Below are 20,190 nucleotides of genomic sequence, written 5' to 3'. Positions count from 1 at the left end.
GGGTGGCGGTAGATGCCCGTCAGGCACGTATCCGCGATCATGGTCACGGTCATGATGACGCCGACGTTCAGGGTCGTAGTCGCCGTAATCGTCATATCCGTATGCCGCACAACCTGCGCTCAACAGTATCGGAAGAACGACGAAGAGATTTCGGCTGGCTCGAAACACTTCTGCCTTATTCATGGTAGGCCTTCTCCCGTTCGCGGTAGTACTCCGCTCGACGCTTCGCGTCTTCTCGTTCCATTTCCTCGTAGTGCTTGCGGCTTTCGCGTTCTTGCTCTTCGTGGAATTTGCGATGTTCCTTGCGGGCTTCCATGCGGTCCTTGCTTCGCTCTTTCTGGTATTCCCAGTAGCGTTTTTCTGCCTCTCTGTATTCTTCGTAACCATTATCCGCCTGGACACTCGCCGTCATCAGGCAGAAGAGAGAGAAGGCAAGGGGATAGGCTTTGTTCATGAGGCTGTGTGCTCCGCGGTGACTTACATGAAGTCGGTGCTTCGTTTAGACCGTATGCGGAAACAGAGTTGCCGAAGAAGGGTAAAAATCTTGGCTTGCCACCTTTTCAGCCCCAAAAACAACAAAACCCCCGAAAACGCGGCGTTTTCAGGGGCTTAGCTATGGAATCTGGAGCGGGCGAAGGGAATCGAACCCTTGAAATCATCATCTCAGCGCATCGCAACTTGTTGCGGTGCAGCTGACCTGCGGATTCCTAGTTTGGATTCATGCCTTTGAGTGTCACTGCTTTCGACACTTCGTCGACAGGTTTTGGAGCAAATTTGCTTTTGTAACTCATGAACTTTCAACTCCAGATTGTTCTGGAAAAGTTTTTTTCCATATCTGCCATTGTTCTCTTACCGCATCCTCAATCGAGTCTAGTTGCCCTGAGTTATTTTCTATAAATTGCTCTTTAAATTTGCTAGCCTGTAGCATTAGCGATGCATCAGAAAGTTTTCCGTGCTCGATTTTTGCTATTTGATCCCAGATTTTTGCGCTAAGTTCAAGGTCTTTTTCTTGCTGTATTGCGGCAAAATCGAGTATGTGAGCCAAAGAGAATTCCTTGGCTGAGTTTTTCGCAATTGATAAGAAGTCAATAAGGACAATTGGGTTCATTACGAAATAGCCATTTAATCCTTCTGGATTTAGGCTAAGATGAATTTTGTCCCATGTGCATAGTATTTTTGCAATGTCAGAAGGTACGTATGCGCCAGAGAGATAGCTGATGACGACTGCATCATGTCGAACTAGAACGTCTGGTTTTCTTAGATTTTTTTCTTTCAGAATTTCTTTGATTTCTAATATTGCTCTATCAACGCCAGTTGGGTTGAGTGTTTCAACTGTAAACCCATACTTTGGTAAGATTCTAGAAATCTCGCCAGTTGCCCTGTCTCTTGCTTTGTAGAATTGTGTATCTGACATTGATGTGCTGATTGTGTCAGCACTAATTCCAAAAATTCTTACGTAGTCGCTGAAGCTTAAGTTTTTTCCGTTTTCAGTTTTTATGTATTGGCAATAGTGACTGACAAATGCATTTCCTGAATAGGACATGTCAATACCTTGCTCAAGGATCGATTTGTAATCTCTACATGCCTCGATGAGGTGTGCGCTAATTTCTTCAGCGTAAGTTGCTGGTATAATTGATGTAAATGAGTGTTCTGAAACTAACTCATATAATGCCGCTCCGGACCGGCTGTTTCTGTCGCGAACAGCTGAGTATAGTATTCCGCAGATTAGTGGTATTACGACAGAGGAGTCAAAGTATATATTGATGCTTTTGTCGGCGCCGAGTGCGTTTATTAATCGGGTAGAGTCTGAGTTTAGAATGCAATCGTAAAGTTTTGCAGAGGATACTAGTTTGGCAAATTCCGAGTCTGCGATAATTCTGGATATTTCTTGGAATGCCTGCTCGGTTGCCTCCTCGCCTTCTTTGGATTTCAAAATTTCCCTGATGGCAATATAGGATGCGTTAGTTCCATTCGTGTTATCGCTTAGGGAAAAGTTCTTCTCAATTAGGCTGCAGGAGAGAGTTAGGTAGTTATCGAGAAGAAGCGAGATGTTATTATCGTCCTTCAGTATATTCTTTTCAGATAGTGTTTGTTTGATTCTTTCAAAAAGTATGCCTGCTTCGTATTCTGCAGAATCTTTAAGTCCCTTGTAGGCGGCCATTTCGGAAGAGCTTAGATACAAGGTTTTACTTCTGGAATTTATTTCTTTTGATTGTAGTAGTCGATCTATGTGGGAATTTACCAAGGCCCGTTGTGCATTGGACATTTGGTAGGTGCCTATCACCTCGTCGATAAGCTCTTCACGATTCAATCCGCCTTCGTTTCGGGCGAGAACAGATTTTACAATTGAGTCATATAGTCTGGCTCTAAAATCCTTTACGTCATTGTCGAAAACTAAGAGTGATGCAACTGCTTCATTTTTTGCGCTAAAATATTTTTTCGGTAGATTGGTTGGCGTTACGTCAATTCCCAAATGTTTCAGTAGGGTATTCACTTCGTTGTGTTGGGTGAATGCGGTTGCTATTGCCTGGGAATCATATTTTAAGACTGTTACGCCTGTCTCCTTAAATATTTCCTTCCGGGTAGATTCAAAACTACCTTCAGGTATTCTTCTGCTGGAAACAAAATACATCAGGTTAACATTGAATTTTGCTTTGCACTTTCTTGCGTCTGTTAGGACTTTTCCCTGCCAATTTGACTCAACAGATAGTTGGATTCCTATCTCGACACCCTTTGCTTGGTCGCCATAGATTGCAAAATCCTTTCCCCCATCATATGGTCCGTCACAGAAATATGCTTTGTTTATCCCTACTAGTGGAAGGAAGTCGACTACTAATGATCTAAGGTCTGAAATACTTGCTGCCTGCACAACTCTGACTAGTGAATCTAGGTTCACACTATTTCTCCTTGTCTCTGATCATCGTTTGCCTTCGATCCTTTGGGCGTACCAACGCAATGCTACTTCTTTAGTAATTGCTATCCCGCGTTTTGATTGGGCAAGTTTCGATTGGCTTCGTCGTAGTCGGGGCTAGTTTGGCCGACTTCTGGTGCGATGGAACCGCTTGCAATCCATAACGCGTAATTAGGGAAAATTTTTACTAGGACGTCGATTTCTTCCGTGCTCACGCGAATCGCGCCTTTGCTGACGCTTTTCCATCTCTCGTAATCGCCCCCGTGAAGGCTGACCTTTTTGGGGCCGATTTTCTTGATTAATAGTCTTGCTCTATCGGCTGACGTGTTCATATAGAAAATTATTCCGGGGAAATAGTTGCCCTGTTGCGGTTTTGGGGAAATAATTTCTCCAGGGCAATTATTTCTCTACCTGCATATGGCTAATGCCACGAATAGTGACGGAATGAGCATGGAACTGGAAGAGCTTAACCCCGGCGCCCTGATAGGGCCGCAACAGGATGTGGAGTCCATCGAACGGTGGGCGGAACGCAACGGCATTAGCTATGGCACCGCCCGCGCTTGGGTTTACCGGGGCGTGCTGCCGTCCGTGAAGCTCGGAAAGCTGCGCATGGTGAATAGCGCGCTGCTGCGCAACTGGCTGTTGGAACAGGAGTGGACAGCATGAAAGGAGGAGTGATGGACGCCTTTCAATTCTGCTTCGCGGGCATCGTCGGCAGCGTCTCCGGCAGGGTCGTGACCTGGGGCGGCCTGACTGTCGATATCGACCAGATCGAGAATGCTTGGCTTCGTCGGGCCATTGAAGACTATCGCTGTGGTCGTAGGGGGCAGAAATGAGCCATGGCCGCCAGTCCCTACTACCTGCGCCAAACCCACGCCCCGGACTGCGCCTGCTCTGTGTGCTGGTCCGCAAGGCAGGCCATCCCATTGCACAGCCCGTCGCGGTGTCCGGACTGCCGGCCCCCTGGGCTGCCCTATCGGGAAGATGGCCGTTGGCTCTGCCGTCCCCGTTCCTTCTGCGCGAAACACGACCCGTCCCGGCGTCCGCCGAAGTACTGGCACGTTGTGTACGACAGCGGGAAACCCACGCCCTTTGTGCCCGTGCGCGAAGCATTCCAACTGGAGGGCTGACCCATGCTCGCTGACACCCTGAAAGCGCTGCTCCTGCTCTGCTTGATCCAAGCCGCCCGCACCGTGGCCGATCCGGTCAAGGGCCGCGCTCCCGGCTCGTCGGAACAGCCTCACCGTTCCGGCGAACGGAAGCACGGGCGGAGCGCACCCTTGAACGCCTCCCCCTGAAACAGCCTCTGCTTGGGAGTGTGGGGCAGCTCCTCCGCCCCGCGCTCCCGAGCCCTCGGCGGCAAGAGCGGGATGACAAGGGCGGAGCCCTTGGTGTTGCTCTGCGGGTTCCAAGGGGAAGCGTTCCCCTTGGCCGTCGGAGACGATTTTGCGATAGGGATCGTTACCCGAATGGGCCAAGACGAACACCCCTGGTTGGCTTGGTTCGCTAGCGAATAGAGCCCGGCCCGAAGGGATCGCCCAACACATCACTTTCACCCAACACCGCTGAATGAAGGCGAAACAGCCGAATTTGCAGCAGCGGGACAACTCACGCCGAAAAAGGCGAATTGAAGGAGAAACACCGATGAACATGTTTGCAACCCAAGGCGGCGTCGTCGAACTGTGGGTCACCAAGACCGACACCTATACCTCGACCAAGACCGGGGAAATCTACGCCTCGGTCCAATCCATCGCCCCGATCCCGGAAGGCGCCCGTGGCAACGCCAAGGGCTTCGAGATCAGCGAATACAACATCGAGCCGACCCTGCTGGACGCCATCGTCTTCGAAGGCCAGCCGGTGCTCTGCAAGTTCGCCAGCGTGGTCCGCCCGACCCAAGACCGTTTCGGCCGGATCACCAATACCCAGGTCCTCGTGGATCTGCTGGCCGTGGGCGGCAAGCCGATGGCGCCGACCGCCCAAGCCCCGGCCCGCCCGCAAGCACAAGCCCAAGCCCCGCGCCCGGCCCAGCAGCCGCAGGGCCAGGACAAACAAGACAAGTCCCCGGACGCCAAGGCGTAAGCCGTAGGAGGCCGCGATGCTCCGCTATCTCTCGCTGTTCGCGGTAGGTCTGGCCACCGGCTACGCCTGGGGCTGGATCGACGGCCTAGCGGCCTCCCTGGCTGTTTGAGGACTGATCGCTATGTCAGGCGTTGTCGCTGTGCAGGTGTGTACCGCATGGACCTCGACCCCCGAGGGCTTCATGGCGTGTCGCGAACTCGCATGGCAACAGGCCTACCTGATTCCGCCCGAGGCCGCTGGATACGTGGACATCCTGGTCAACGGTGGTTTCTCCCCGGAAGCCTTCGGCATCGGTGCCGCTGGCGTCCTGGGATCGTTCGTGACGGGGCTTTTGATTGGCTGGGTCGCGTCACTTCTTCGTAAAGCCAAGTAGAGAGGAAACACCATGAAAGCAATGAAGCAACGCATCGCCAAGTTCAGCCCGGTCGCCTCGTTCCGCAACCTGTGCATCGCCGGTTCCGTCACTGCCGCGACTTCGCTGCCGGCCTTCGCCGGGGTGATCGACACCAGCGCGGTGGAGTCGGCGATCACCGATGGCCAGGGCGATATGAAGGCCATTGGCGGCTACATCGTCGGCGCCCTGGTGATCCTGGCCGTCGCCGGCCTGATCTACAGCATGTTGCGCAAGGCGTAACGGGTGCTCTGGTCGGTGTGGTTGGGGGCGTTCTTCGCCGGCGCCTTCATCACCGGGTACCGGACCGGCGAATTCTTCTAACCGGACAGACCGAGGCGGAAGCCCCCTCCGGAGTTTCCGGCAGGGGGCTTTTTCATGGGTGACTGGATGAGTAACAACGCACGTTCCGGCCTTGGCCGACTTCTTTCGCTGCTGGGTCTGCTGGTCTCGCTGCTGTGGCATTCCTTGGCGAACGCGGACTTCTACCAATGGCAGATTTCCATCCCCGGAGAGCCCACGGCCTTCTTTCCATCCTATACGGCGGCGTGCCAGTACTACTTCGATAACACGTCGGCCAACTGGCTAAAGAAAATCAACAAACTGAGCTACAAGGAAGTTCAGTGCAGTGTTTCGGGTACTGGCGGAATCACTTGGCAGACGTCGACTACCATCTTGACTGGCGATAGCTGTCCTCCAGAGCAAGAGCTCGATCCGGCCGATGGCGCCTGCAAGCCGCCGCCCGAAGAGTGCAAGGAAGGCGAACTGTTCCCGGCCAAGGGCCCGGACTCGCCTGTTGTCACCTCGGGCGGGCGGAACTATGTCGGCGACGGCGGCGCACCGAGCGCCTGTTATCAGAGCTGCGAGTACGGCGGCAACCCCAGCCCGGCCAGTTGCTATCTGGTCAAAGGCTCCACCACGACCGGCTTCTGCAATTACATCCTCAAGGGCACCGGACAGAATTGCGGTGCCGATTCCTACACCTTCGCGCAGACCGGCGATTCGCTGAACCCACCCGACACCCCGAACACCGATCCTTCCGACCCGAACGACCCCGGCTGTCCGCCCGGCTGGTCGTGGTCGGGGACTACCTGCGTCAAGACCCCGACCGATCCCACGGATCCAACCGACCCAACCACGCCGGGCGGTGATGGCGACGGTGGCGGCGATGGCAATGGCGGTGGAAACAACAACGGCGGCGGCAATGACGGTGGCACCGGCAATGGCGGCGACGGCAGCGGGGGAGGGGACGGCAACGGCGGGGGCGATGGTAGCGGCGACGGTGACGGCAGCGGCACGGGCGGCGATGGCAACGGCACCTGCGACCCGGCGAAAGAGAACTGCTCCACCGGCCCCGAAGGCCCCGGCGGCGAACTCAAGGAACCCACGCCCGGCACCTGGGATGACGCCATCGCCACCTGGGAAAAGAAGGTCGAGGACGCCAAGCAAGAACTCAAGACCAAGGTGAAGGCCAACGTCGACCAGATGAAGGGCGCCTTCGACCTCAACCTGGCGGAAGGCGGCGGGCAACTGCCATGCGAACCCATGACCATTTGGGGCAAGTCCTACTCCCTCTGTATCTCCGACTACGCCGGCCAACTCTCCAGCCTGCGCGTGGCGCTGCTGCTAATGGCCGCGCTGATCGCCGCCCTCATTCTGCTGAAGGACTGACCCTATGGAATGGCTCTCCGGTTTTCTCGATCAGATCATCGCCTTCTTCCAGTGGATCTGGGATTTCTTCGCCCAAGGCATCTATGACTTCGTGCGCGACGGACTGGTGGTCGCCACCAAGGCGTCGATGTACGCCGCGCTCCAGACCCTGATCCTGCTGATCGATGTCAGCTACACCGCCGCCCGCGAACTGATCGACAGCCTTGGCGTGCCGCAGATGATCCGCAGCATGTATGCCGCGCTGCCGGGGCCGATTGCGGCGGGGCTGGCCTTCTTCGGCGTGCCGCAGGCGTTGAACATCATCATGGTCGCGGCGGCGACGCGCTTCTGCATGCGCTTCGTGCCGTTCATTGGGAGGTGATCCGTGTCGATCAAGATCCATCACGGCCCCAATGGCTCCTACAAGACCTCCGGCGCGATCCAGGATGACGCCGTGCCCGCGCTGAAAGACGGGCGGGTGATCATCACCAACGTGCGCGGCTTCACCCTGGAGCGGGCCTATCAGGTCTTCCCGGACCTGCCCAACACGGCGGAAATCATCAACCTCGATCTGGAGTCGCTGGAAGACCTCGAAAAGATGCGCACGTGGTTTCAGTGGGCGCCCCGCGGGGCCTTCCTGATCTTCGACGAAACCCAACTGCTGTTTCCCAAGTCCTGGCGGGAAAAAGACCTCGAGCGTTTCGACTACCCCGGTGGACCGGAAGCGGCCCACGCGGCCGACCGTCCCATGGGTTGGCTCGACGCCTGGACCCGGCACCGGCATTTCAACTGGGACATTGTCCTCACCACGCCGAACATCTCCTACATCCGCGACGATATCCGCATGACCTGCGAGATGGCCTACAAGCATTCCAACCTCGCGGTGATCGGCATTCCCGGCCGCTACAAGGAGGCCCAGCATGACGCCCAACTCAACCGTCCGCCCGCCGATGGCACCATCATCGAATACAAGCGGATCCGAAAGCAGACCTTCGCCCTCTACCAGTCCACGGCCACCGGCAAGACCCAAGACACCAAGGCGGGCAAGAGCCTCTTCCGGTCGCCTAAGCTGGTTCTTCTACTGGCATTGCTGGCCGGCACTATTGGCTTTGTCTGGTATATGGGGCCTCTGCGCACGATTGGCGGTCCGGCTGCTGCGACACCTGCCGACGCTCCTGGCGACCCTGCTCAAGCCCCTGCTGCGCCCGCTGCTGTGGCTGCTCCAGCGCGTCCTGCTGCGAATAGCCTTCTTCCTCCTGGGCTTGTACCTGATGGGCCTGCTGCTGCGCCTGTTGATCTGAACGCCCATCCCTTCGCCGATCGGCGGATTTCCATCCTCGCCCACGCCTACCGCAAGTCGCGGGGCGATATCTACCTGTTCGCTCTGGAAGATCCCACGGGCCGACGCCTGGAACTCACCAGTTGGCAACTGATCGGCTCCGGCTACCGGGTGACGCCCAAGGGCGAGTGCGTCGTAGAGCTTCGCTATGAGGAGTGGAAACAGACCGTCACCTGTACCGGGAGGCAGCCCGGCGCGGTGGCCAGCATCGCTCCGGCAGCGCCTGTTGCCGCCTCCGCAGACGCACTGGCCAGGGGCCAGTCGCCGCTGACCATCGTCCCCGATTCCGAATATGCCTCGCGGCCCTGGAGGCACAAATGATCGATTGGGAATTCCTCGTCCCGGTGGCGATGGGCTGGGCGCTGCATCACTGGTGGACGGTGATGACGGCGCTAGCGGCGGTAGGGGTGCCGCCATGAGGGGCGGGCCGCGCCGCCGGCCGGGAGCGCAAGGCATGAGCGATAGGCCGAAGGCGCGGCCGACGCCCCTGTAACACGTCAGATAAGCCACCTATTGCGGTTTCAATTCGTACCAATTTGGATCGTTAAAGATGAAGAAAATCAGCCATCAAATTCGCGTCAGTATCGAGTCGGACGGTCAGGTCTTGGAAAGCCCGAAAGGGCGGTTGTTCTTCGACGACACCACGGCTCAATTCACCGACCTGTCAGGCGTGCGCATCCTGCGTTGCGGCGTGGACACGGTGCGGCAGTTGTACAACGGCAAGTTGCGCCCGGAAGTCATGGCGCTGTTTGACCTCTCGGTGGATGTGGTCGAGTTCGCCGGCTACGAGTGGTCCAAGGGCCGCATCGGTCGCGACTCCGGCTATCAGTACCGCCTGCAGAACGCTGAAATGGGTCTGATCCTGCTAATCAAGAATCACAACATCAAGGTCGACACCATTGGCTCGCACCTCAAGATCGAGGTATCGCCTCACGCCCTCGATGGCGCCGATCCGCGCATCCTCCAGGGCGTGCTGGATGACTTGGCCGCTGCCGTGCTGAGTCACTGCGAAACCAACCAAGCCGCTGTGCATATCGCCCTGGACGTGCAGGGCTGGAAACCGCCTCGCGATCTGGTGGACCGCATGCATTGCCGCTCGCGCCGGGTACGGCAAATCAGCGGGATCGAGCGTATCGAGTTCGACGGCAACGCCTCGGTCTACGGGCGTGGCGAGACCTTCATGTTCGGCTCGGCCAACGGCCTGCAACTGTCGATCTATAACAAGACCCTCCAGGCTCGGGCCACCGACAAGCTCGACTATTGGGAAAGCGTGTGGGCAACCCTGAACGGGGATCCGTTCGGCGATGGCGACCCGGCCTATAACCCCCTGGAAACGGTGTGGCGGCTCGAATTCCGTTTCCACCACTCCATCGTCCAGCAATTCTCCGAAGGCTCGCGTATGGCCTCGGGGGAGGTCATTGGCTGCCGCACCTACGAGGGCCTCTGCCCGCACCTGCAAGGGCTGTGGAACTACGCCTGCGAAAGCTTCAAGCTGCTGAGCCGGACGGCGGTCTACGATCCGTTCTGGAGCCTGATCAGCCAGGACGCCCGTGTACAGGTCGAGTGCGATCCGCTGATCGAGCGCACCGAGTACCGGCGCTATTACAAGACCGCCAAGGGCTTCAGCGGGCGTAACTGCGAGATGTTCCTTGGCCAGTTCGTGAGCCTGATCGCGCGGGAGCGTGTCCCGGCAAAAAAGGCTATTGAGTCCGCCCGCAAATTGGAGTTCTGGCACGTTATCGAAGACCACTATCTCGCCAAGGGTTGGACTCGTCGCGATCTGGAAAGGCATATACACAAGCTGATGTGTGATCGGTATCTGCGGCGGGGGTATGCCGTCTAATGTCGATCACCAAGCTCCCCGATGGCCGTTGGTTCGTCGATGTAGAACCGATCAAGGGCAAGCGCTTTCGCAAGCGGTTCAAGACCAAGATGGAAGCGCAGCAATTCGAGGCCACTGCGCGTCAGAAGTGTGCGGAGAACCCCAGCTGGACGCTCAAGCCGAAGGACCGTCGGCGTCTCTCCGAGTTGGTCGAACTCTGGTATGAACTGCACGGCCAGACCCTGAGCAACGGGCATCGTTGCGTGGCGATTCTGCGGTTGGTGGCAAAGGACCTGGGCGACCCGGTCGCTGTCTCCCTGGAGCCTGCGAAAGTGGCTCGGTTGCGTAGCCGGCAGATAGCCAATGGCATGTCGGGCAAGACCGCGAACAACCGTCTTGGCTACCTCAAGTCCATGTACAACGAATTGCGCCAACTCGGCGTCATTGACTATGAGAATCCGGTAGGGCGCATGCGGCCGCTCAAGCTTCAGGAAAGACCGCTGTCGTACCTGACCAAGCATCAGGTGTCCGAACTGCTTACGGCCCTGGATGCGCGCACCACGTCGCCACATCCGAAGATGGTCGCTCGTATCTGCCTCGCGACAGGGGCTCGATGGGGTGAGGCTCAGGCGCTGACGCCGGAACGTCTGAAAGGTAATACGGTGATCTTTGCCAACACTAAGTCCAAGCGTGTGCGCTCGGTGCCGATCTCGGAAGAATTGGGCGCCGACCTTCGCCGGCATTGGCAGACCCACGGGCCGTTCACGAACTGCCTTGGCGTGTTCCGCCTGGTGCTGCTGTCGACCTCGATCAAGCTGCCGAAGGGGCAGGCCAGCCACGTACTGCGCCACACGTTCGCCAGTCACTTCATCATGAACGGCGGGCACATCGTGACCCTACAGCACATCCTGGGGCACGCCTCGTTGTCGATGACGATGCGATATGCGCACCTCTCCCAAGACCACCTATCTGAGGCTGTTCGATTCAACCCGCTCATAGGTTGAAGGCTGCGGGGGTCGACAGAGGGAAAGAAAAATAGACTTGAGGTGGTTCAAATTCGGTCTGAATTCGGATTATGATGTTGGAGCCGACGGTAGACAGACTGCCGACGCGCGAATCCCACTCGTCGCCTGGATATGGAGCGTGGTGGAGTTCGAACACCGTAGAACCTGAGTTCCAGGCCTTAAGTGTTCCCACAGCAATGGAGGTACCGGCTCATGCGAGTCGAGACAATTAGTTATTTGAAACGTCATGCGGCTGACCTGGATTTATCCGAGCCAATGGTCGTCACGCAGAACGGTGTTCCTGCCTATGTGGTTGAGTCATATGCTGAGCGGAAGCAGCGCGATGAAGCAATTGCGCTGGTGAAGTTGCTTGCGATTGGCTCCCGCCAGTACGCAGAAGGCAAGCATCGCTCTGTTGATGATTTGAAAGCTCGCCTTTCCAGGAGGTTCGCTCAGCCAGAATAAGGAGGTTTAATGTCCCCGGTCGTCATTCGTTTTACTGATACCGCAGAGCAAAGCATCGAAGACCAAGTCCACCACTTGGCTCCATTCCAAGGTGAACAGGCTGCACTCCAGTCAGTACTGAGCCTTTTGGATGAGATTGAAGAGAAGATTTCACTTGCACCTAAAGGTTACCCAGTCAGCCAGCAGGCGAGTCTTCTGGGGGTGCTGAGCTATCGCGAGCTTAATACCGGCCCCTATCGTGTTTTTTACGAATTCCACGAAGAGCAAGGCGAGGTGGCAGTGATCTTGGTTTTGCGACAGAAGCAGAGCGTTGAGCAGCAATTGATCCGCTACTGCTTGGTGGGGCCAATCGAGTGATGGCTTTCTACTCCTGAGCATGTAGCGCTGAATGCGCCTCGACACTTCTTCGACACCTTTCCTTCCCCCAAAAAGCAAAGCCCCCGAAACGCTAGGCATTTCAGGGGCTTGGCAGGGTGATCTGGAGCGGGCGAAGGGAATCGAACCCTCGTCATGAGCTTGGGAAGCTCAGGTAATGCCATTATACGACGCCCGCTCGGACGGCTTTTGCGGCCAGGGCGCCTTTTTACCAGATGCGTGGCGGCAGGTGAAGCCCGGGGCGGTTTTTTTGTTGATGTGGCTGGTTTTTTCCGCCCGGGGAGCGGGGCTCCCCGGGCGGTGGTCAACTGGCGAGGGCGGCAAGGGGGACGCTGGCGCCGTTGGGCAGGGGGCGGTAGATCGGGTTGAGCGGCTTTGCGTGTTGTGGACGAAGGAAGGCCAGCAGGGCGTCCTGGGTCTGTTGCCAGGCGGCCTTGTGCTCGACGTCGATGAAATGGCCGGCGTTGCGGATGGTGTGGAATTCCGCGGCGCGGATCAGCTGGCCGAACTGGCGGGCCTCGTGGGGAGTGGTGTAGATGTCCAGCTCGCCGTTCATGAACAGCACCGGGATCTCGATGCCGGCGAAGCTTTCGGTGTAGCTGCCGGCATTCAGGCGCAGCACTTCGCGGATGTGGAAGTGCATCTGCCGGTACTCGTGCTCGTCGAGGCCGCTGACGTGGCGGAAGTTGTAGCGCTTGAACAACTGAGGCAGGTAGCGCCCGATGGTCTCGTTGACCAGGTTGCCGACCTGGGTTCGATCACAGGCGGCGAGGTAGTCGAGGCCGCGGTGCAGGTAGTCGAGCATGGCCGGGTTGAGCAGCGGCGAGAACGAGTTCACCACCGCCTTGCGCACCCGTCCCGGACGCTGTGCGAGGGCGAGCAGGGTGGCGACGCCGCCCCAGGAAAAGGACATCACCACCTCCGCGCGGAAATGCTCGAGCAGTTCCAGCAGGATCCCGGCCTCGCATTCCTTGCTGATCGGCGCCCGGTTGTCGTTGTGCGGCTTGGACTGCCCTGCATAGGGCTGGTCGTAGAGCACCACGTTGAAGTGTGGCTGCAGGTACTTCACGGTCTGGGCGAAGGACGCGGTGGTCGACAGCGAGCCGTTGACCAGGACGATGGTCTGCTGCGCCGCGGGATTGCCGTAGAACTCGGTGTGGACGCGGTGTTGCCCGTGAATCTCGACGATGGCGGTTTCCGGCCTCATGTCGCTTCCTCCTGGAATCGTTCGATGGGAACGCGGCGACCTGCTTGTCGCGGCGAAGTCAAATTGCTCATGGGCAGATGAAAGCGCCTCCCAATGACAGTTGGATGTCATTCGGAGTAACTTAACAAACTCTTAATTTTCAACGACTTACTGGCCAAAAGGAGATCGTCCAAAAACCCTTTCAGGTCATGGGGATACGGCTGTTCGGCCGGGCAGGAAAGGCCTGCGCCGAAGCGCGGGCAGACACGCGGGCTTTCTTGGAAGTCGTTCGTGACTGGTCGGTCACAACGTGGTCGTCAGTTAAGCAGCAGGCGTACGGCACCGCAAGCCTGTTTCGCTTTTGAAAGGGGGTGGAGGGGAGGGAATCCGACGAGTTGCCACGCGGATGCCCCTGCGCTGCGTTTTCGAGGAGCGGGGCGTTCCCGCCCCGGCGGGCTACTTGAGCAGGCTGGCGATCACTTCCGGCGTGCGGGCCGCGCGAGCCACGGCGCAGCTCTGCGGGGTCAGGAAACGCGAGGTTTCCAGCCATTTCGGCTGCGGGTAATAGGCGAACAGGTAGCTGCCGCGCTTGAGAGTGTTGATCAGCCGCGCGGCTACGGCCGGGCGTACCGCAGGGCAGCCCTGGCTGCGGCCGAGGCGACCGAGTCCGGGGACCACTCTGGGATCGGCGTAGGCGGCGGAATGCATGACGATGGCGCGCTCTTCGCTCTTGTCGTTGAAGCCCGGCTCCAGGCCCACCAGGCGTAGCGACTGGCCATGCTTGCCGGTATAGAGCTGGCCGGTCTGGAACAGGCCGATGGAGGACTGGTAGCTGTTCGGCCGGTTGGAAAAGGAGGTGGCGAGGTCGTCGCCGCTGTTCTTGCCGTGGGTCACCCACTCTTCGAAGAGCAGCTTGCGGGCCTTCAGATCGAATACCCAGAGGCGCTTGTCGCGCGATGGCCGCGAGTAGTCGATCACCGTCAGCAGGCCGTTGTCGCCGCCCTGGCTGGCGCTCGCGCAGGCATAGGCGGTGAGGGCCAGTTCGAGGGTTGGCAGGCTGGCCCGGGGGGCGAGTTTCTGAAGGTCCTTGGCGGAAGGAAGGGGCTGGGCGAACACCGGCAGGCTGGCCAGTGCGCAAAGGGTGGCGCCCGCCAGGCTCAGCCTGCGCAGGGCGGCACGGAGGAAGGTTGGCATACGAGCAGTATTCCCATCGGTTCAGTGTGGTTTTTACCGGATGAGAGGCATTGTGCTCGATTTTTGAACAACTTGCCGACTACTTTTTAAGCGATTTCGTCGGATTGTTCGGGGTTTCCGTGGCGATCACCGTGAAATCGGAGTCGCTGTGGGTGTCCCGGGTCGAGGCCCAGTCGGTGATCACCAGGGTACTGCCGACATCCATGGCGCCGAGCATCTCGCGGACGAAGGCCGGATCCATGCGTATCTTGCCCAGTTGTTCGGAGGGCGTCAGGCCATGCCCCGGATTGCTCACCTGGACCACCGACCAGCGCAGGTTCGGCGAGGTTTCCTCGATTTCCGCCCGGGTCGGTTTTTCCAGCAGCGAGAACACCGCCATGCCGCTTTGCGGGCGTGCCGGCAGTTGTACCGGCGCGGTGCCGATGCGCTGGCCGCCGCGGTACACGTAGGCGCGCTGGTCGGCGCGGCTGATCAGTACCGACAGCGGGCCGCGCTCGGCGCCGGGGTCGTTCCAGGCGATCTCGCCAGGCTCCACCGGCAGTGTCACCGGACGGCCGTCGGCCACGGTCGGCGCCAGCAGGCCGGGGTGGTCGACCTCCTTCGGTGCGCTGCTGGCATCGGAGATGATCACCGTGGTCGAGCTGAAGCCGGTGATGCCGTAGAGCTTCTTGGCAAATGCCATGGGCAGGCGGATGCAGCCGTGGGAAGCGGGGTAGCCGGGCAGGTTGCCGGCGTGCAGGGCGATGCCGTCCCAGGTCAGGCGCTGCATGTAGGGCATGGGCGCGCTGTTGTAGAGATCGGACTTGTGGTCGACGCTTTTCTGCAGGATCGAGAATACCCCGGTAGGAGTCTCCCGGCCCTTCTTCCCCGAACTCAAGGTGCTGACGCCGATGGCGATGCCGTTGCGATAGATGTAGGCCTTCTGTTCGGTGAGGCTGACCACGATGGTCACCGGGCCTTGTGGCGATACCTCCGGATACCAGAGGTATTCGCCGGGCTTCATACTCTTCAACCGGGCCTTGATGTCCGCCGGCGGCAGCGGCGCGTTCGGCGGGCTGGCGGGGGCCGCCTGGACGGCCGCGACGGCGAAGGCCAGCAGCAGTACGGCAAGGGGTCTCTTCATCGGCGCTTTCTCTTGCTCCATGCGGGAAAGACTGTCGATCCGACAGATGCCTTTCAGCTTAGCGTCGGTCGCGACGGTCGGCCAAACCGCGGGGGCCGGCCTCTTTCGGTGGACACTGGGGCCGGCGGCGGGGTTTCACACCGAACAGATTTCTTCAGCATTCAGTGGCCGCCATGCCCCCGGTGGTAGCGTCGGGTCGAGCTGGATGTCACCCATGCGCTCGCGGTGCAGGCGCAGTACCCTGTTGTCGAAGTGGCCGAACATCCGCTTGACCTGGTGGTAGCGACCTTCGTGCAGGGTCAGGCGGGCGCTGCGCGGGCCGAGCGGTTCGAGCTGTGCGGGGAGGGTGACGAGGTCCTCGAAGCGAAAATGGATGCCGGCGGCGAAGGCGTCCACGTAGCGCTGTTCGATCGGCTCCTCGGTCTCCACGTAGTAGACCTTGTCGCGCCGGCTGCCGGGAAGGGTCAGACGGCGCGACCACCGGCCGTCGTTGGTCAGCAGCATCAGCCCGGTGGTGTTGTAGTCGAGGCGGCCGCCGATATGCAGGTCGTCGCGGTGATCTGGCGGCAGCAGCTCGAGCACGGTTGGATGCTCTGGGTCGCGGGTGGCGCTGACGCAGCCCATTGGCTTGTGCAGCATGTAGTAGCGCGCCGGCTTGCCGGCCTGGAGCAGCCGTTCGTCCAGTTCCACCCGGCTGAATACCCGCACCTCGTGGGTGCCGTCGCGCACCACCTGGCCGTCCACGCGCAGGCGCCCACCGGCGATCAGCCTTTGCGCGTCGCGGCGGCTGAGTTCGGGCAGGTTGGCGAGGAAGCGGTCCAGGCGCATCAGTGGTCGGCGTCGGGCGGTAGCAGTTGCGCGCAGCGCGGACAGAGGCAGGCGCGGCGGCGCAGCTCGGCTGGAATCCGCTCCAGCGCGGTCGCATCGATTTCCGTGGTAAAGCACCAGCAAGCCTGGGTGGCGCTGGCGGGGTCGGCCAGGGTGCAGCGGTTGGATTGCTGGCACAGCGGGCAGCGGCCGGGATCGATTTCGCTGTTCATGACGCGGTGGTTGGCGGGCGGGAACGCTCAGGGTGCAGCGCCCGGCGCGCGGATGCAAGCGCCGCGCGCCGGGCGGGGCGTTTCAGCGGCGGACGGCGTTGGTGATCCAGGGCTCCAGGCGCTGGCCGAAGCTGAGATGCAGTTCCAGCGGCGCTAGCCGGTAGCCTTGCTCGTCGACCTTGGCGAACACTGCGTGCCATTGACGTGGCACGTTGATCGCGGCGAGGTCGGTACGGCTGACGTAGCCGCCGACCAGCGTCCTGCCTCCGTCGACCGCGGACCAAGGGCGTACCCGGCCTTTGACGATGGCGTAGCGCTGGCGCTCCGGGTAGCGCTGGCGCAGAACGGCCAGGTCGAGGCCGGCGTCGACGATGAACAGTCGGCTGGCCTCTTCCTGCTCATGCTTCAATTGGTGGCGAGCGGCCTCCATGTGGCTGGACAGCATTTCATCCTTGGGCAGGGCCTTGCTGCGGGCGCGGGCTTCGGCCAGGCGCTCCTCGGCCAGGCGTACTTCGCGACGATAGGCCGGGCCGTCGAGCTCAAGGACCAGCAGCACCTGTTTTTCCTGCTGGCGACGGTAGCGCCGCACGTTTTCCTCGTCGAGCGAATCCGGGACGCTGAAACCGAGGGCGCGCATCTGCTCAGGTGGCAGCGGGGGAACGAGGTCATTGGGCGGATCGCTGTTCGGCGAGCGGAGCTCCAGGCGTAGTTCGACGCCACTGTTCTCTTCGCTCCAGAAGTCGTAGGACCAGTTGCGCTGGAGTTCGCGCTGGCTGAGCACCAGCTTGCTTTCGGCCTCGCCGGAACGGTTCCAGGCGACGCCGCCGAGGGCGGCCAGGTTCGCTGCCAGCAGCAGGAGGCTGCCGGCGACCAGGGCGTTGCGACGGCTTCGGTTCATGCGTCGTCCCTCTTCACGATACCCAGGGGCGCGCGCAAGCGGCGCAGGACCAACAGGATCAGCAGGGCGCTGAGGCCGACCACCAGGAAGAACAGGTACTTCGGCATCGCTTCCCACCACCAGTCGAAGAATTTGGTGTAGAGGAAGATGACGAAGAAGGTGACCCCGGTGTTGCTCACGTCGGCCCAGTTGCGTCGTGCGCCGAGCCAGATCACCAGGGCGGCGGCGACGAAGCCGGTGACCTGGTAGAGGCCCTCGATCAGCGCTGTCGGCAGCGCCAGGTAGCTGGCCGCCCCCCAGTTGGCCAGCACCAGCATCGGCAGGAACAGGCCGAGCAGGGCGAACACCCGGTAGGTCACGGCGAAGCCGCTGAAGTTGCGTTGCTCGAAGCACAGCGGCACGGCGAAGATCAGCGCGGCGGCGGGGAAGAAGTTCTCCGGTCGCTCGCCTACGCTCAGCCAGTAGCCGCCGCCCCAGGTGCCGACGCGCGCGGCGATGAAGCCCATCACGCAGAGGATCGCCGCCGCCAGCAGCAGCCGGGCGTTGCACAGGTAGGCCAGGAGCAGGGCATAGAGCGCCCAGGGCACCAGGGCCAGGTCGGTCGGGGTGACGTTGAATATCTGCCCGAGCATGGTCAGGTCGAGGACGAAGCAGGCGAACGCGACCATCGCCGCCAGCTTGCTGAAGTAGCCCGAGGCGTCCTTGGCCTGGACCCAGAGCGTGGCGAAGAACGCGGCGAAGGCGCAGCCGCCCAGGATCGCCACCTGGGCGACGGTGGGGAACAGGCCCCAGAAGCGATAGAACAGCAGGAACACGCTGGCGGCGAAGGCCAGCGCGCCGAAGAACGAGGCCACCCGCATGCCCAGCGAAAGTTGCTGGCTGCGCAGGTCGTGGTCGATGTCGAAACGGTCGCGGTAGCCGTCCAGCAGGGCCAGGTGGTAGTCGGCGAGTTGCCGGGCCTGGGTCGGTTCGAGGCGGAACGCCTGCTCCTGGTCGAGGCGTTGCAGCTCGCGCTGGAACACCAGGATGTCGTTGGCGCGCTGCTGGGCCTGGGCGCGGTCGAGGGGTTGCATGCATGCTCCTTGAGCGTTGCCGGCGGGCCGGCAGTCCTTGATCTGCGCACTCTACCGAGAAAGATTGGTGGCGGTCACGTCCTGTGGGTAGCCGTGTCGTTGGTCGGATTCAGGGAATTTCCGCTTTTCCTTCCAGTCTTTATTGCAGCCGGATTGCATCCGCCGCAACCGGCTTCCCGCTCCATCGGGATCTTGTCCAGGCGTGGTTCGGCTGCGTTCTGCGATGAAGGAGAATGCTGATGGTCGTGCGAATGATCGGGCTGCTGCTGGCGGCCTACCTGATAAGCGGATGCAGCGTCCGTGTGCCGGGCGCCTATGTCGAGCTGGATCCGTTCGACGTCGGCTACTACGGCTACGATCGCGGCGGTCCGCCCCATTGTCCCCCGGGCCATGCCAAGAAAGGCTGGTGCTGAGCCCACTCCCTTCCCGAGTCTTCACGTCGTATGCGTGCCTCGCAGCGTTGTCGGTCATCCGGCCGGCTGGCGGCGGGGCCGCAGGAGGCTGCCATGTGGCGCACATTCCTGAGAGTTCCGCTTCTCCTGTTTCTCGCCAGCCTGGGTGGCTGCGCGGTTTATGACTACGACTACGATGACCGCGACTGGCGCCACTATCGCGGCCAGCCCTACGGCTACGCCTACGAAGTGCCGCGCTATCGCGTGTATGACGATGGTTGGCGCAGTGAAAGGCGCTACCACTCGACGCGCTACTACGACCGCCGCTACTACCCGGCGCCACGGAGCTACGATGGCCATCGCGACTACCGGCGCGAGCAGTATCGCTACCAGGAGCGCCGCTACCACGAGTCGCGCCCGGCGCACCGCGGCGAGCGGCATCCGGGCAACTGGCAGCGCGGTGGCCAGCCGCAATGGCGCGGACACTCGCCGCAACGCTGGCAGCAACACGGTCGGCAGGACCGCCCGGGGCGCCAGGACCACCACGGCGGCGCGGCCCGCTGGCGCAACTGAACGATGGAAGGCACGGCGGCGCCTGCCAGCTCCGCCGTGCTTTCCAGTCGAAAGTGCGGACCCCCTTGGCGCATTTGCTCGGCACACTCTGCCGATACCGAAACGAGGAGGTTCCCATGAGTCATTTCCTGTCGTTCGCCAAGGGCGCCCTGGCGATGTTCTGGCTCGTCGCGCTGGTCAACCTGGCCTATCCGCTGGGTGAACTGCACCGCCCGATCCTGCTGTCGTCCGGCGTACTGGTGCTGGTCCATGCCGCCGAGATCCTGTTGCTCAACGGGCGCCTCGAGGCGCGCCCGGCACCTTGGCTGGAGCGCCTGCAGGTGCTGCTGTTCGGCGTCCTGCACCTGCGCAGCCGCGGCTGATTTACACAGGCTTTACCCTCGCCGCGGGCACCGCCCGCGCGTCGCGCAGTCCGATGTGCAGGCTCCGGAAGGCAATCCTCCCGCATCCGCAGGAGAGGCCGGGGCCGCACAGGAGGCGCCATGCGTCGTTTGCTTTCCTCCCTGCTGATCCTCGTCCTGCCGTTGTCGGCCTGTGTGCTCTACGACCGCGACGACCACCGGCATCGCCCCGATTACCGCTACGAGCGCTACCACGACCGCGCCCATGACAACCGCGGACGCGACTGGAACCGTTCCTGGCAGAATCGCCGCGACGACGGTCGCTGGCGCTGAC

General features: G+C 60.5%; 27 protein-coding genes and 1 tRNA gene. 17 read left to right on the top strand and 11 right to left on the bottom strand.

All coding sequences use genetic code 11. The annotated features are described in order from the left end of the window. Window positions 1-175: 175 nt before the first annotated feature. The 3 genes from B7D75_RS21710 to B7D75_RS21705 all read right to left on the bottom strand — a co-directional run bounded on the left by B7D75_RS21710 (window position 176) and on the right by B7D75_RS21705 (window position 3,243). Complete coding sequence (locus B7D75_RS21710) at window positions 176-454, bottom strand: hypothetical protein (RefSeq protein ID WP_043101353.1); 279 nt, start codon at window positions 452-454, stop codon at window positions 176-178. A gap of 333 nt (window positions 455-787) precedes the next feature. After that, window positions 788-2,896, bottom strand: a complete 2,109-nt coding sequence (locus B7D75_RS29430; RefSeq protein WP_128653043.1) for a hypothetical protein — start codon at window positions 2,894-2,896, stop codon at window positions 788-790. 80 nt (window positions 2,897-2,976) lie between these two features. Beyond that, a complete protein-coding gene (locus B7D75_RS21705; protein ID WP_049870862.1) occupies window positions 2,977-3,243 on the bottom strand; it encodes a hypothetical protein in 267 nt (88 codons plus the stop codon). 118 nt (window positions 3,244-3,361) lie between these two features. Between B7D75_RS21705 and B7D75_RS21700 the strand changes: the two genes are divergently transcribed. The 13 genes from B7D75_RS21700 to B7D75_RS21635 all read left to right on the top strand — a co-directional run bounded on the left by B7D75_RS21700 (window position 3,362) and on the right by B7D75_RS21635 (window position 12,018). Further along, a complete protein-coding gene (locus B7D75_RS21700; protein WP_023086597.1) occupies window positions 3,362-3,577 on the top strand; it encodes a hypothetical protein in 216 nt (71 codons plus the stop codon). Between the two features lie 11 nt (window positions 3,578-3,588). Further along, the gene (locus tag B7D75_RS29425; protein ID WP_019486373.1) at window positions 3,589-3,747 is read left to right on the top strand and encodes a hypothetical protein; all 159 of its coding nucleotides are present in this window, start codon (window positions 3,589-3,591) and stop codon (window positions 3,745-3,747) included. A 3-nt stretch (window positions 3,748-3,750) separates the two neighbouring features. After that, window positions 3,751-4,041 (top strand): lysogeny maintenance protein PflM, encoded by a 291-nt coding sequence (pflM, locus tag B7D75_RS21695; protein ID WP_107114416.1) that lies wholly within the window; start codon window positions 3,751-3,753, stop codon window positions 4,039-4,041. A 514-nt stretch (window positions 4,042-4,555) separates the two neighbouring features. Beyond that, entirely contained in the window at window positions 4,556-4,990 is a 435-nt protein-coding gene (locus B7D75_RS21685) for a hypothetical protein (RefSeq protein WP_003140508.1), read from the top strand. A gap of 121 nt (window positions 4,991-5,111) precedes the next feature. Then, complete coding sequence (locus B7D75_RS21675; RefSeq protein WP_003115979.1) at window positions 5,112-5,363, top strand: hypothetical protein; 252 nt, start codon at window positions 5,112-5,114, stop codon at window positions 5,361-5,363. A gap of 12 nt (window positions 5,364-5,375) precedes the next feature. Beyond that, window positions 5,376-5,624: a major capsid protein gene (locus tag B7D75_RS21670; protein WP_003125072.1), complete on the top strand. Its 249-nt coding sequence runs from the start codon at window positions 5,376-5,378 to the stop codon at window positions 5,622-5,624. A 135-nt stretch (window positions 5,625-5,759) separates the two neighbouring features. Continuing rightward, on the top strand, window positions 5,760-7,052 hold the full coding sequence (locus B7D75_RS21665; protein WP_407692169.1) for an attachment protein: 1,293 nt from the start codon (window positions 5,760-5,762) through the stop codon (window positions 7,050-7,052). A gap of 4 nt (window positions 7,053-7,056) precedes the next feature. Next, a complete protein-coding gene (locus B7D75_RS21660; protein WP_003114150.1) occupies window positions 7,057-7,413 on the top strand; it encodes a DUF2523 family protein in 357 nt (118 codons plus the stop codon). A gap of 3 nt (window positions 7,414-7,416) precedes the next feature. Beyond that, window positions 7,417-8,691: a zonular occludens toxin domain-containing protein gene (locus tag B7D75_RS21655; protein WP_107114414.1), complete on the top strand. Its 1,275-nt coding sequence runs from the start codon at window positions 7,417-7,419 to the stop codon at window positions 8,689-8,691. A gap of 229 nt (window positions 8,692-8,920) precedes the next feature. Continuing rightward, window positions 8,921-10,213: a hypothetical protein gene (locus B7D75_RS21650; protein ID WP_015503465.1), complete on the top strand. Its 1,293-nt coding sequence runs from the start codon at window positions 8,921-8,923 to the stop codon at window positions 10,211-10,213. Then, complete coding sequence (locus tag B7D75_RS21645; RefSeq protein ID WP_058174561.1) at window positions 10,213-11,196, top strand: phage integrase; 984 nt, start codon at window positions 10,213-10,215, stop codon at window positions 11,194-11,196. The genes B7D75_RS21650 and B7D75_RS21645 overlap by 1 nt, the downstream gene beginning before the upstream one ends. A gap of 213 nt (window positions 11,197-11,409) precedes the next feature. After that, window positions 11,410-11,661: a type II toxin-antitoxin system Phd/YefM family antitoxin gene (locus tag B7D75_RS21640; RefSeq protein WP_003114155.1), complete on the top strand. Its 252-nt coding sequence runs from the start codon at window positions 11,410-11,412 to the stop codon at window positions 11,659-11,661. A 9-nt stretch (window positions 11,662-11,670) separates the two neighbouring features. Continuing rightward, the gene (locus tag B7D75_RS21635; RefSeq protein WP_003114156.1) at window positions 11,671-12,018 is read left to right on the top strand and encodes a type II toxin-antitoxin system RelE/ParE family toxin; all 348 of its coding nucleotides are present in this window, start codon (window positions 11,671-11,673) and stop codon (window positions 12,016-12,018) included. Between the two features lie 122 nt (window positions 12,019-12,140). Here the strand turns inward: B7D75_RS21635 and B7D75_RS21630 are convergent. The 8 genes from B7D75_RS21630 to B7D75_RS21595 form a co-directional block, all read right to left on the bottom strand. After that, window positions 12,141-12,214 (bottom strand) — tRNA-Gly (locus tag B7D75_RS21630). Between the two features lie 126 nt (window positions 12,215-12,340). Continuing rightward, complete coding sequence (locus B7D75_RS21625; RefSeq protein ID WP_012077064.1) at window positions 12,341-13,243, bottom strand: alpha/beta fold hydrolase; 903 nt, start codon at window positions 13,241-13,243, stop codon at window positions 12,341-12,343. 435 nt (window positions 13,244-13,678) lie between these two features. Continuing rightward, entirely contained in the window at window positions 13,679-14,416 is a 738-nt protein-coding gene (locus tag B7D75_RS21620; protein ID WP_003151258.1) for a murein L,D-transpeptidase catalytic domain family protein, read from the bottom strand. A 79-nt stretch (window positions 14,417-14,495) separates the two neighbouring features. Continuing rightward, window positions 14,496-15,539 carry a L,D-transpeptidase gene (locus B7D75_RS21615; protein ID WP_003151256.1) on the bottom strand — a complete coding sequence of 348 codons (1,044 nt, stop codon included), beginning with the start codon at window positions 15,537-15,539 and terminating at the stop codon, window positions 14,496-14,498. A gap of 135 nt (window positions 15,540-15,674) precedes the next feature. Further along, the gene (locus B7D75_RS21610) at window positions 15,675-16,367 is read right to left on the bottom strand and encodes a pseudouridine synthase (protein WP_107114413.1); all 693 of its coding nucleotides are present in this window, start codon (window positions 16,365-16,367) and stop codon (window positions 15,675-15,677) included. Further along, the gene (locus tag B7D75_RS21605) at window positions 16,367-16,579 is read right to left on the bottom strand and encodes a cysteine-rich CWC family protein (RefSeq protein ID WP_012077061.1); all 213 of its coding nucleotides are present in this window, start codon (window positions 16,577-16,579) and stop codon (window positions 16,367-16,369) included. Before B7D75_RS21605 ends, B7D75_RS21610 begins: the two co-directional genes overlap by 1 nt. Window positions 16,580-16,661: 82 nt before the next feature. Continuing rightward, the gene (locus B7D75_RS21600) at window positions 16,662-17,477 is read right to left on the bottom strand and encodes a DUF4824 family protein (RefSeq protein ID WP_058129073.1); all 816 of its coding nucleotides are present in this window, start codon (window positions 17,475-17,477) and stop codon (window positions 16,662-16,664) included. Beyond that, a complete protein-coding gene (locus tag B7D75_RS21595; RefSeq protein WP_058129074.1) occupies window positions 17,474-18,550 on the bottom strand; it encodes a DUF2157 domain-containing protein in 1,077 nt (358 codons plus the stop codon). Before B7D75_RS21595 ends, B7D75_RS21600 begins: the two co-directional genes overlap by 4 nt. Before the next feature lie 233 nt (window positions 18,551-18,783). On the opposite strand from B7D75_RS21595, the gene B7D75_RS21590 reads away from it, so the two are divergent. The 4 genes from B7D75_RS21590 to B7D75_RS21575 all read left to right on the top strand — a co-directional run bounded on the left by B7D75_RS21590 (window position 18,784) and on the right by B7D75_RS21575 (window position 20,189). After that, on the top strand, window positions 18,784-18,963 hold the full coding sequence (locus B7D75_RS21590) for a hypothetical protein (protein WP_003151251.1): 180 nt from the start codon (window positions 18,784-18,786) through the stop codon (window positions 18,961-18,963). 93 nt (window positions 18,964-19,056) lie between these two features. Next, window positions 19,057-19,515: a hypothetical protein gene (locus B7D75_RS21585; RefSeq protein WP_107114412.1), complete on the top strand. Its 459-nt coding sequence runs from the start codon at window positions 19,057-19,059 to the stop codon at window positions 19,513-19,515. 116 nt (window positions 19,516-19,631) lie between these two features. Beyond that, window positions 19,632-19,877 (top strand): DUF1145 domain-containing protein, encoded by a 246-nt coding sequence (locus B7D75_RS21580; RefSeq protein ID WP_003151246.1) that lies wholly within the window; start codon window positions 19,632-19,634, stop codon window positions 19,875-19,877. 120 nt (window positions 19,878-19,997) lie between these two features. Beyond that, window positions 19,998-20,189 carry a hypothetical protein gene (locus tag B7D75_RS21575; RefSeq protein ID WP_012077055.1) on the top strand — a complete coding sequence of 64 codons (192 nt, stop codon included), beginning with the start codon at window positions 19,998-20,000 and terminating at the stop codon, window positions 20,187-20,189. Window position 20,190: the final 1 nt, after the last annotated feature.

This window comes from Pseudomonas paraeruginosa, from assembly GCF_003025345.2.
Classification (GTDB): Bacteria; Pseudomonadota; Gammaproteobacteria; order Pseudomonadales; family Pseudomonadaceae; genus Pseudomonas; species Pseudomonas paraeruginosa.
This window is presented reverse-complemented; position numbering and strand designations above follow the sequence as displayed.

Excerpts from the sequence above, each read along its gene's own strand:
- B7D75_RS21710 (WP_043101353.1), bottom strand. The coding sequence starts at position 454 with ATGAACAAAGCCTATCCCCTTGCCTTCTCTCTCTTCTGCCTGATGACG.
- B7D75_RS21705 (WP_049870862.1), bottom strand. The coding sequence starts at position 3,243 with ATGAACACGTCAGCCGATAGAGCAAGACTATTAATCAAGAAAATCGGC.
- B7D75_RS21700 (WP_023086597.1), top strand. The coding sequence starts at position 3,362 with ATGGAACTGGAAGAGCTTAACCCCGGCGCCCTGATAGGGCCGCAACAG.
- B7D75_RS29425 (WP_019486373.1), top strand. The coding sequence starts at position 3,589 with ATGGACGCCTTTCAATTCTGCTTCGCGGGCATCGTCGGCAGCGTCTCC.
- pflM (WP_107114416.1), top strand. The coding sequence starts at position 3,751 with ATGGCCGCCAGTCCCTACTACCTGCGCCAAACCCACGCCCCGGACTGC.
- B7D75_RS21685 (WP_003140508.1), top strand. The coding sequence starts at position 4,556 with ATGAACATGTTTGCAACCCAAGGCGGCGTCGTCGAACTGTGGGTCACC.
- B7D75_RS21675 (WP_003115979.1), top strand. The coding sequence starts at position 5,112 with ATGTCAGGCGTTGTCGCTGTGCAGGTGTGTACCGCATGGACCTCGACC.
- B7D75_RS21670 (WP_003125072.1), top strand. The coding sequence starts at position 5,376 with ATGAAAGCAATGAAGCAACGCATCGCCAAGTTCAGCCCGGTCGCCTCG.
- B7D75_RS21665 (WP_407692169.1), top strand. The coding sequence starts at position 5,760 with ATGGGTGACTGGATGAGTAACAACGCACGTTCCGGCCTTGGCCGACTT.
- B7D75_RS21660 (WP_003114150.1), top strand. The coding sequence starts at position 7,057 with ATGGAATGGCTCTCCGGTTTTCTCGATCAGATCATCGCCTTCTTCCAG.
- B7D75_RS21650 (WP_015503465.1), top strand. The coding sequence starts at position 8,921 with ATGAAGAAAATCAGCCATCAAATTCGCGTCAGTATCGAGTCGGACGGT.
- B7D75_RS21645 (WP_058174561.1), top strand. The coding sequence starts at position 10,213 with ATGTCGATCACCAAGCTCCCCGATGGCCGTTGGTTCGTCGATGTAGAA.
- B7D75_RS21640 (WP_003114155.1), top strand. The coding sequence starts at position 11,410 with ATGCGAGTCGAGACAATTAGTTATTTGAAACGTCATGCGGCTGACCTG.
- B7D75_RS21635 (WP_003114156.1), top strand. The coding sequence starts at position 11,671 with ATGTCCCCGGTCGTCATTCGTTTTACTGATACCGCAGAGCAAAGCATC.
- B7D75_RS21625 (WP_012077064.1), bottom strand. The coding sequence starts at position 13,243 with ATGAGGCCGGAAACCGCCATCGTCGAGATTCACGGGCAACACCGCGTC.
- B7D75_RS21620 (WP_003151258.1), bottom strand. The coding sequence starts at position 14,416 with ATGCCAACCTTCCTCCGTGCCGCCCTGCGCAGGCTGAGCCTGGCGGGC.
- B7D75_RS21615 (WP_003151256.1), bottom strand. The coding sequence starts at position 15,539 with ATGAAGAGACCCCTTGCCGTACTGCTGCTGGCCTTCGCCGTCGCGGCC.
- B7D75_RS21610 (WP_107114413.1), bottom strand. The coding sequence starts at position 16,367 with ATGCGCCTGGACCGCTTCCTCGCCAACCTGCCCGAACTCAGCCGCCGC.
- B7D75_RS21605 (WP_012077061.1), bottom strand. The coding sequence starts at position 16,579 with ATGAACAGCGAAATCGATCCCGGCCGCTGCCCGCTGTGCCAGCAATCC.
- B7D75_RS21600 (WP_058129073.1), bottom strand. The coding sequence starts at position 17,477 with ATGAACCGAAGCCGTCGCAACGCCCTGGTCGCCGGCAGCCTCCTGCTG.
- B7D75_RS21595 (WP_058129074.1), bottom strand. The coding sequence starts at position 18,550 with ATGCAACCCCTCGACCGCGCCCAGGCCCAGCAGCGCGCCAACGACATC.
- B7D75_RS21590 (WP_003151251.1), top strand. The coding sequence starts at position 18,784 with ATGCTGATGGTCGTGCGAATGATCGGGCTGCTGCTGGCGGCCTACCTG.
- B7D75_RS21585 (WP_107114412.1), top strand. The coding sequence starts at position 19,057 with ATGTGGCGCACATTCCTGAGAGTTCCGCTTCTCCTGTTTCTCGCCAGC.
- B7D75_RS21580 (WP_003151246.1), top strand. The coding sequence starts at position 19,632 with ATGAGTCATTTCCTGTCGTTCGCCAAGGGCGCCCTGGCGATGTTCTGG.
- B7D75_RS21575 (WP_012077055.1), top strand. The coding sequence starts at position 19,998 with ATGCGTCGTTTGCTTTCCTCCCTGCTGATCCTCGTCCTGCCGTTGTCG.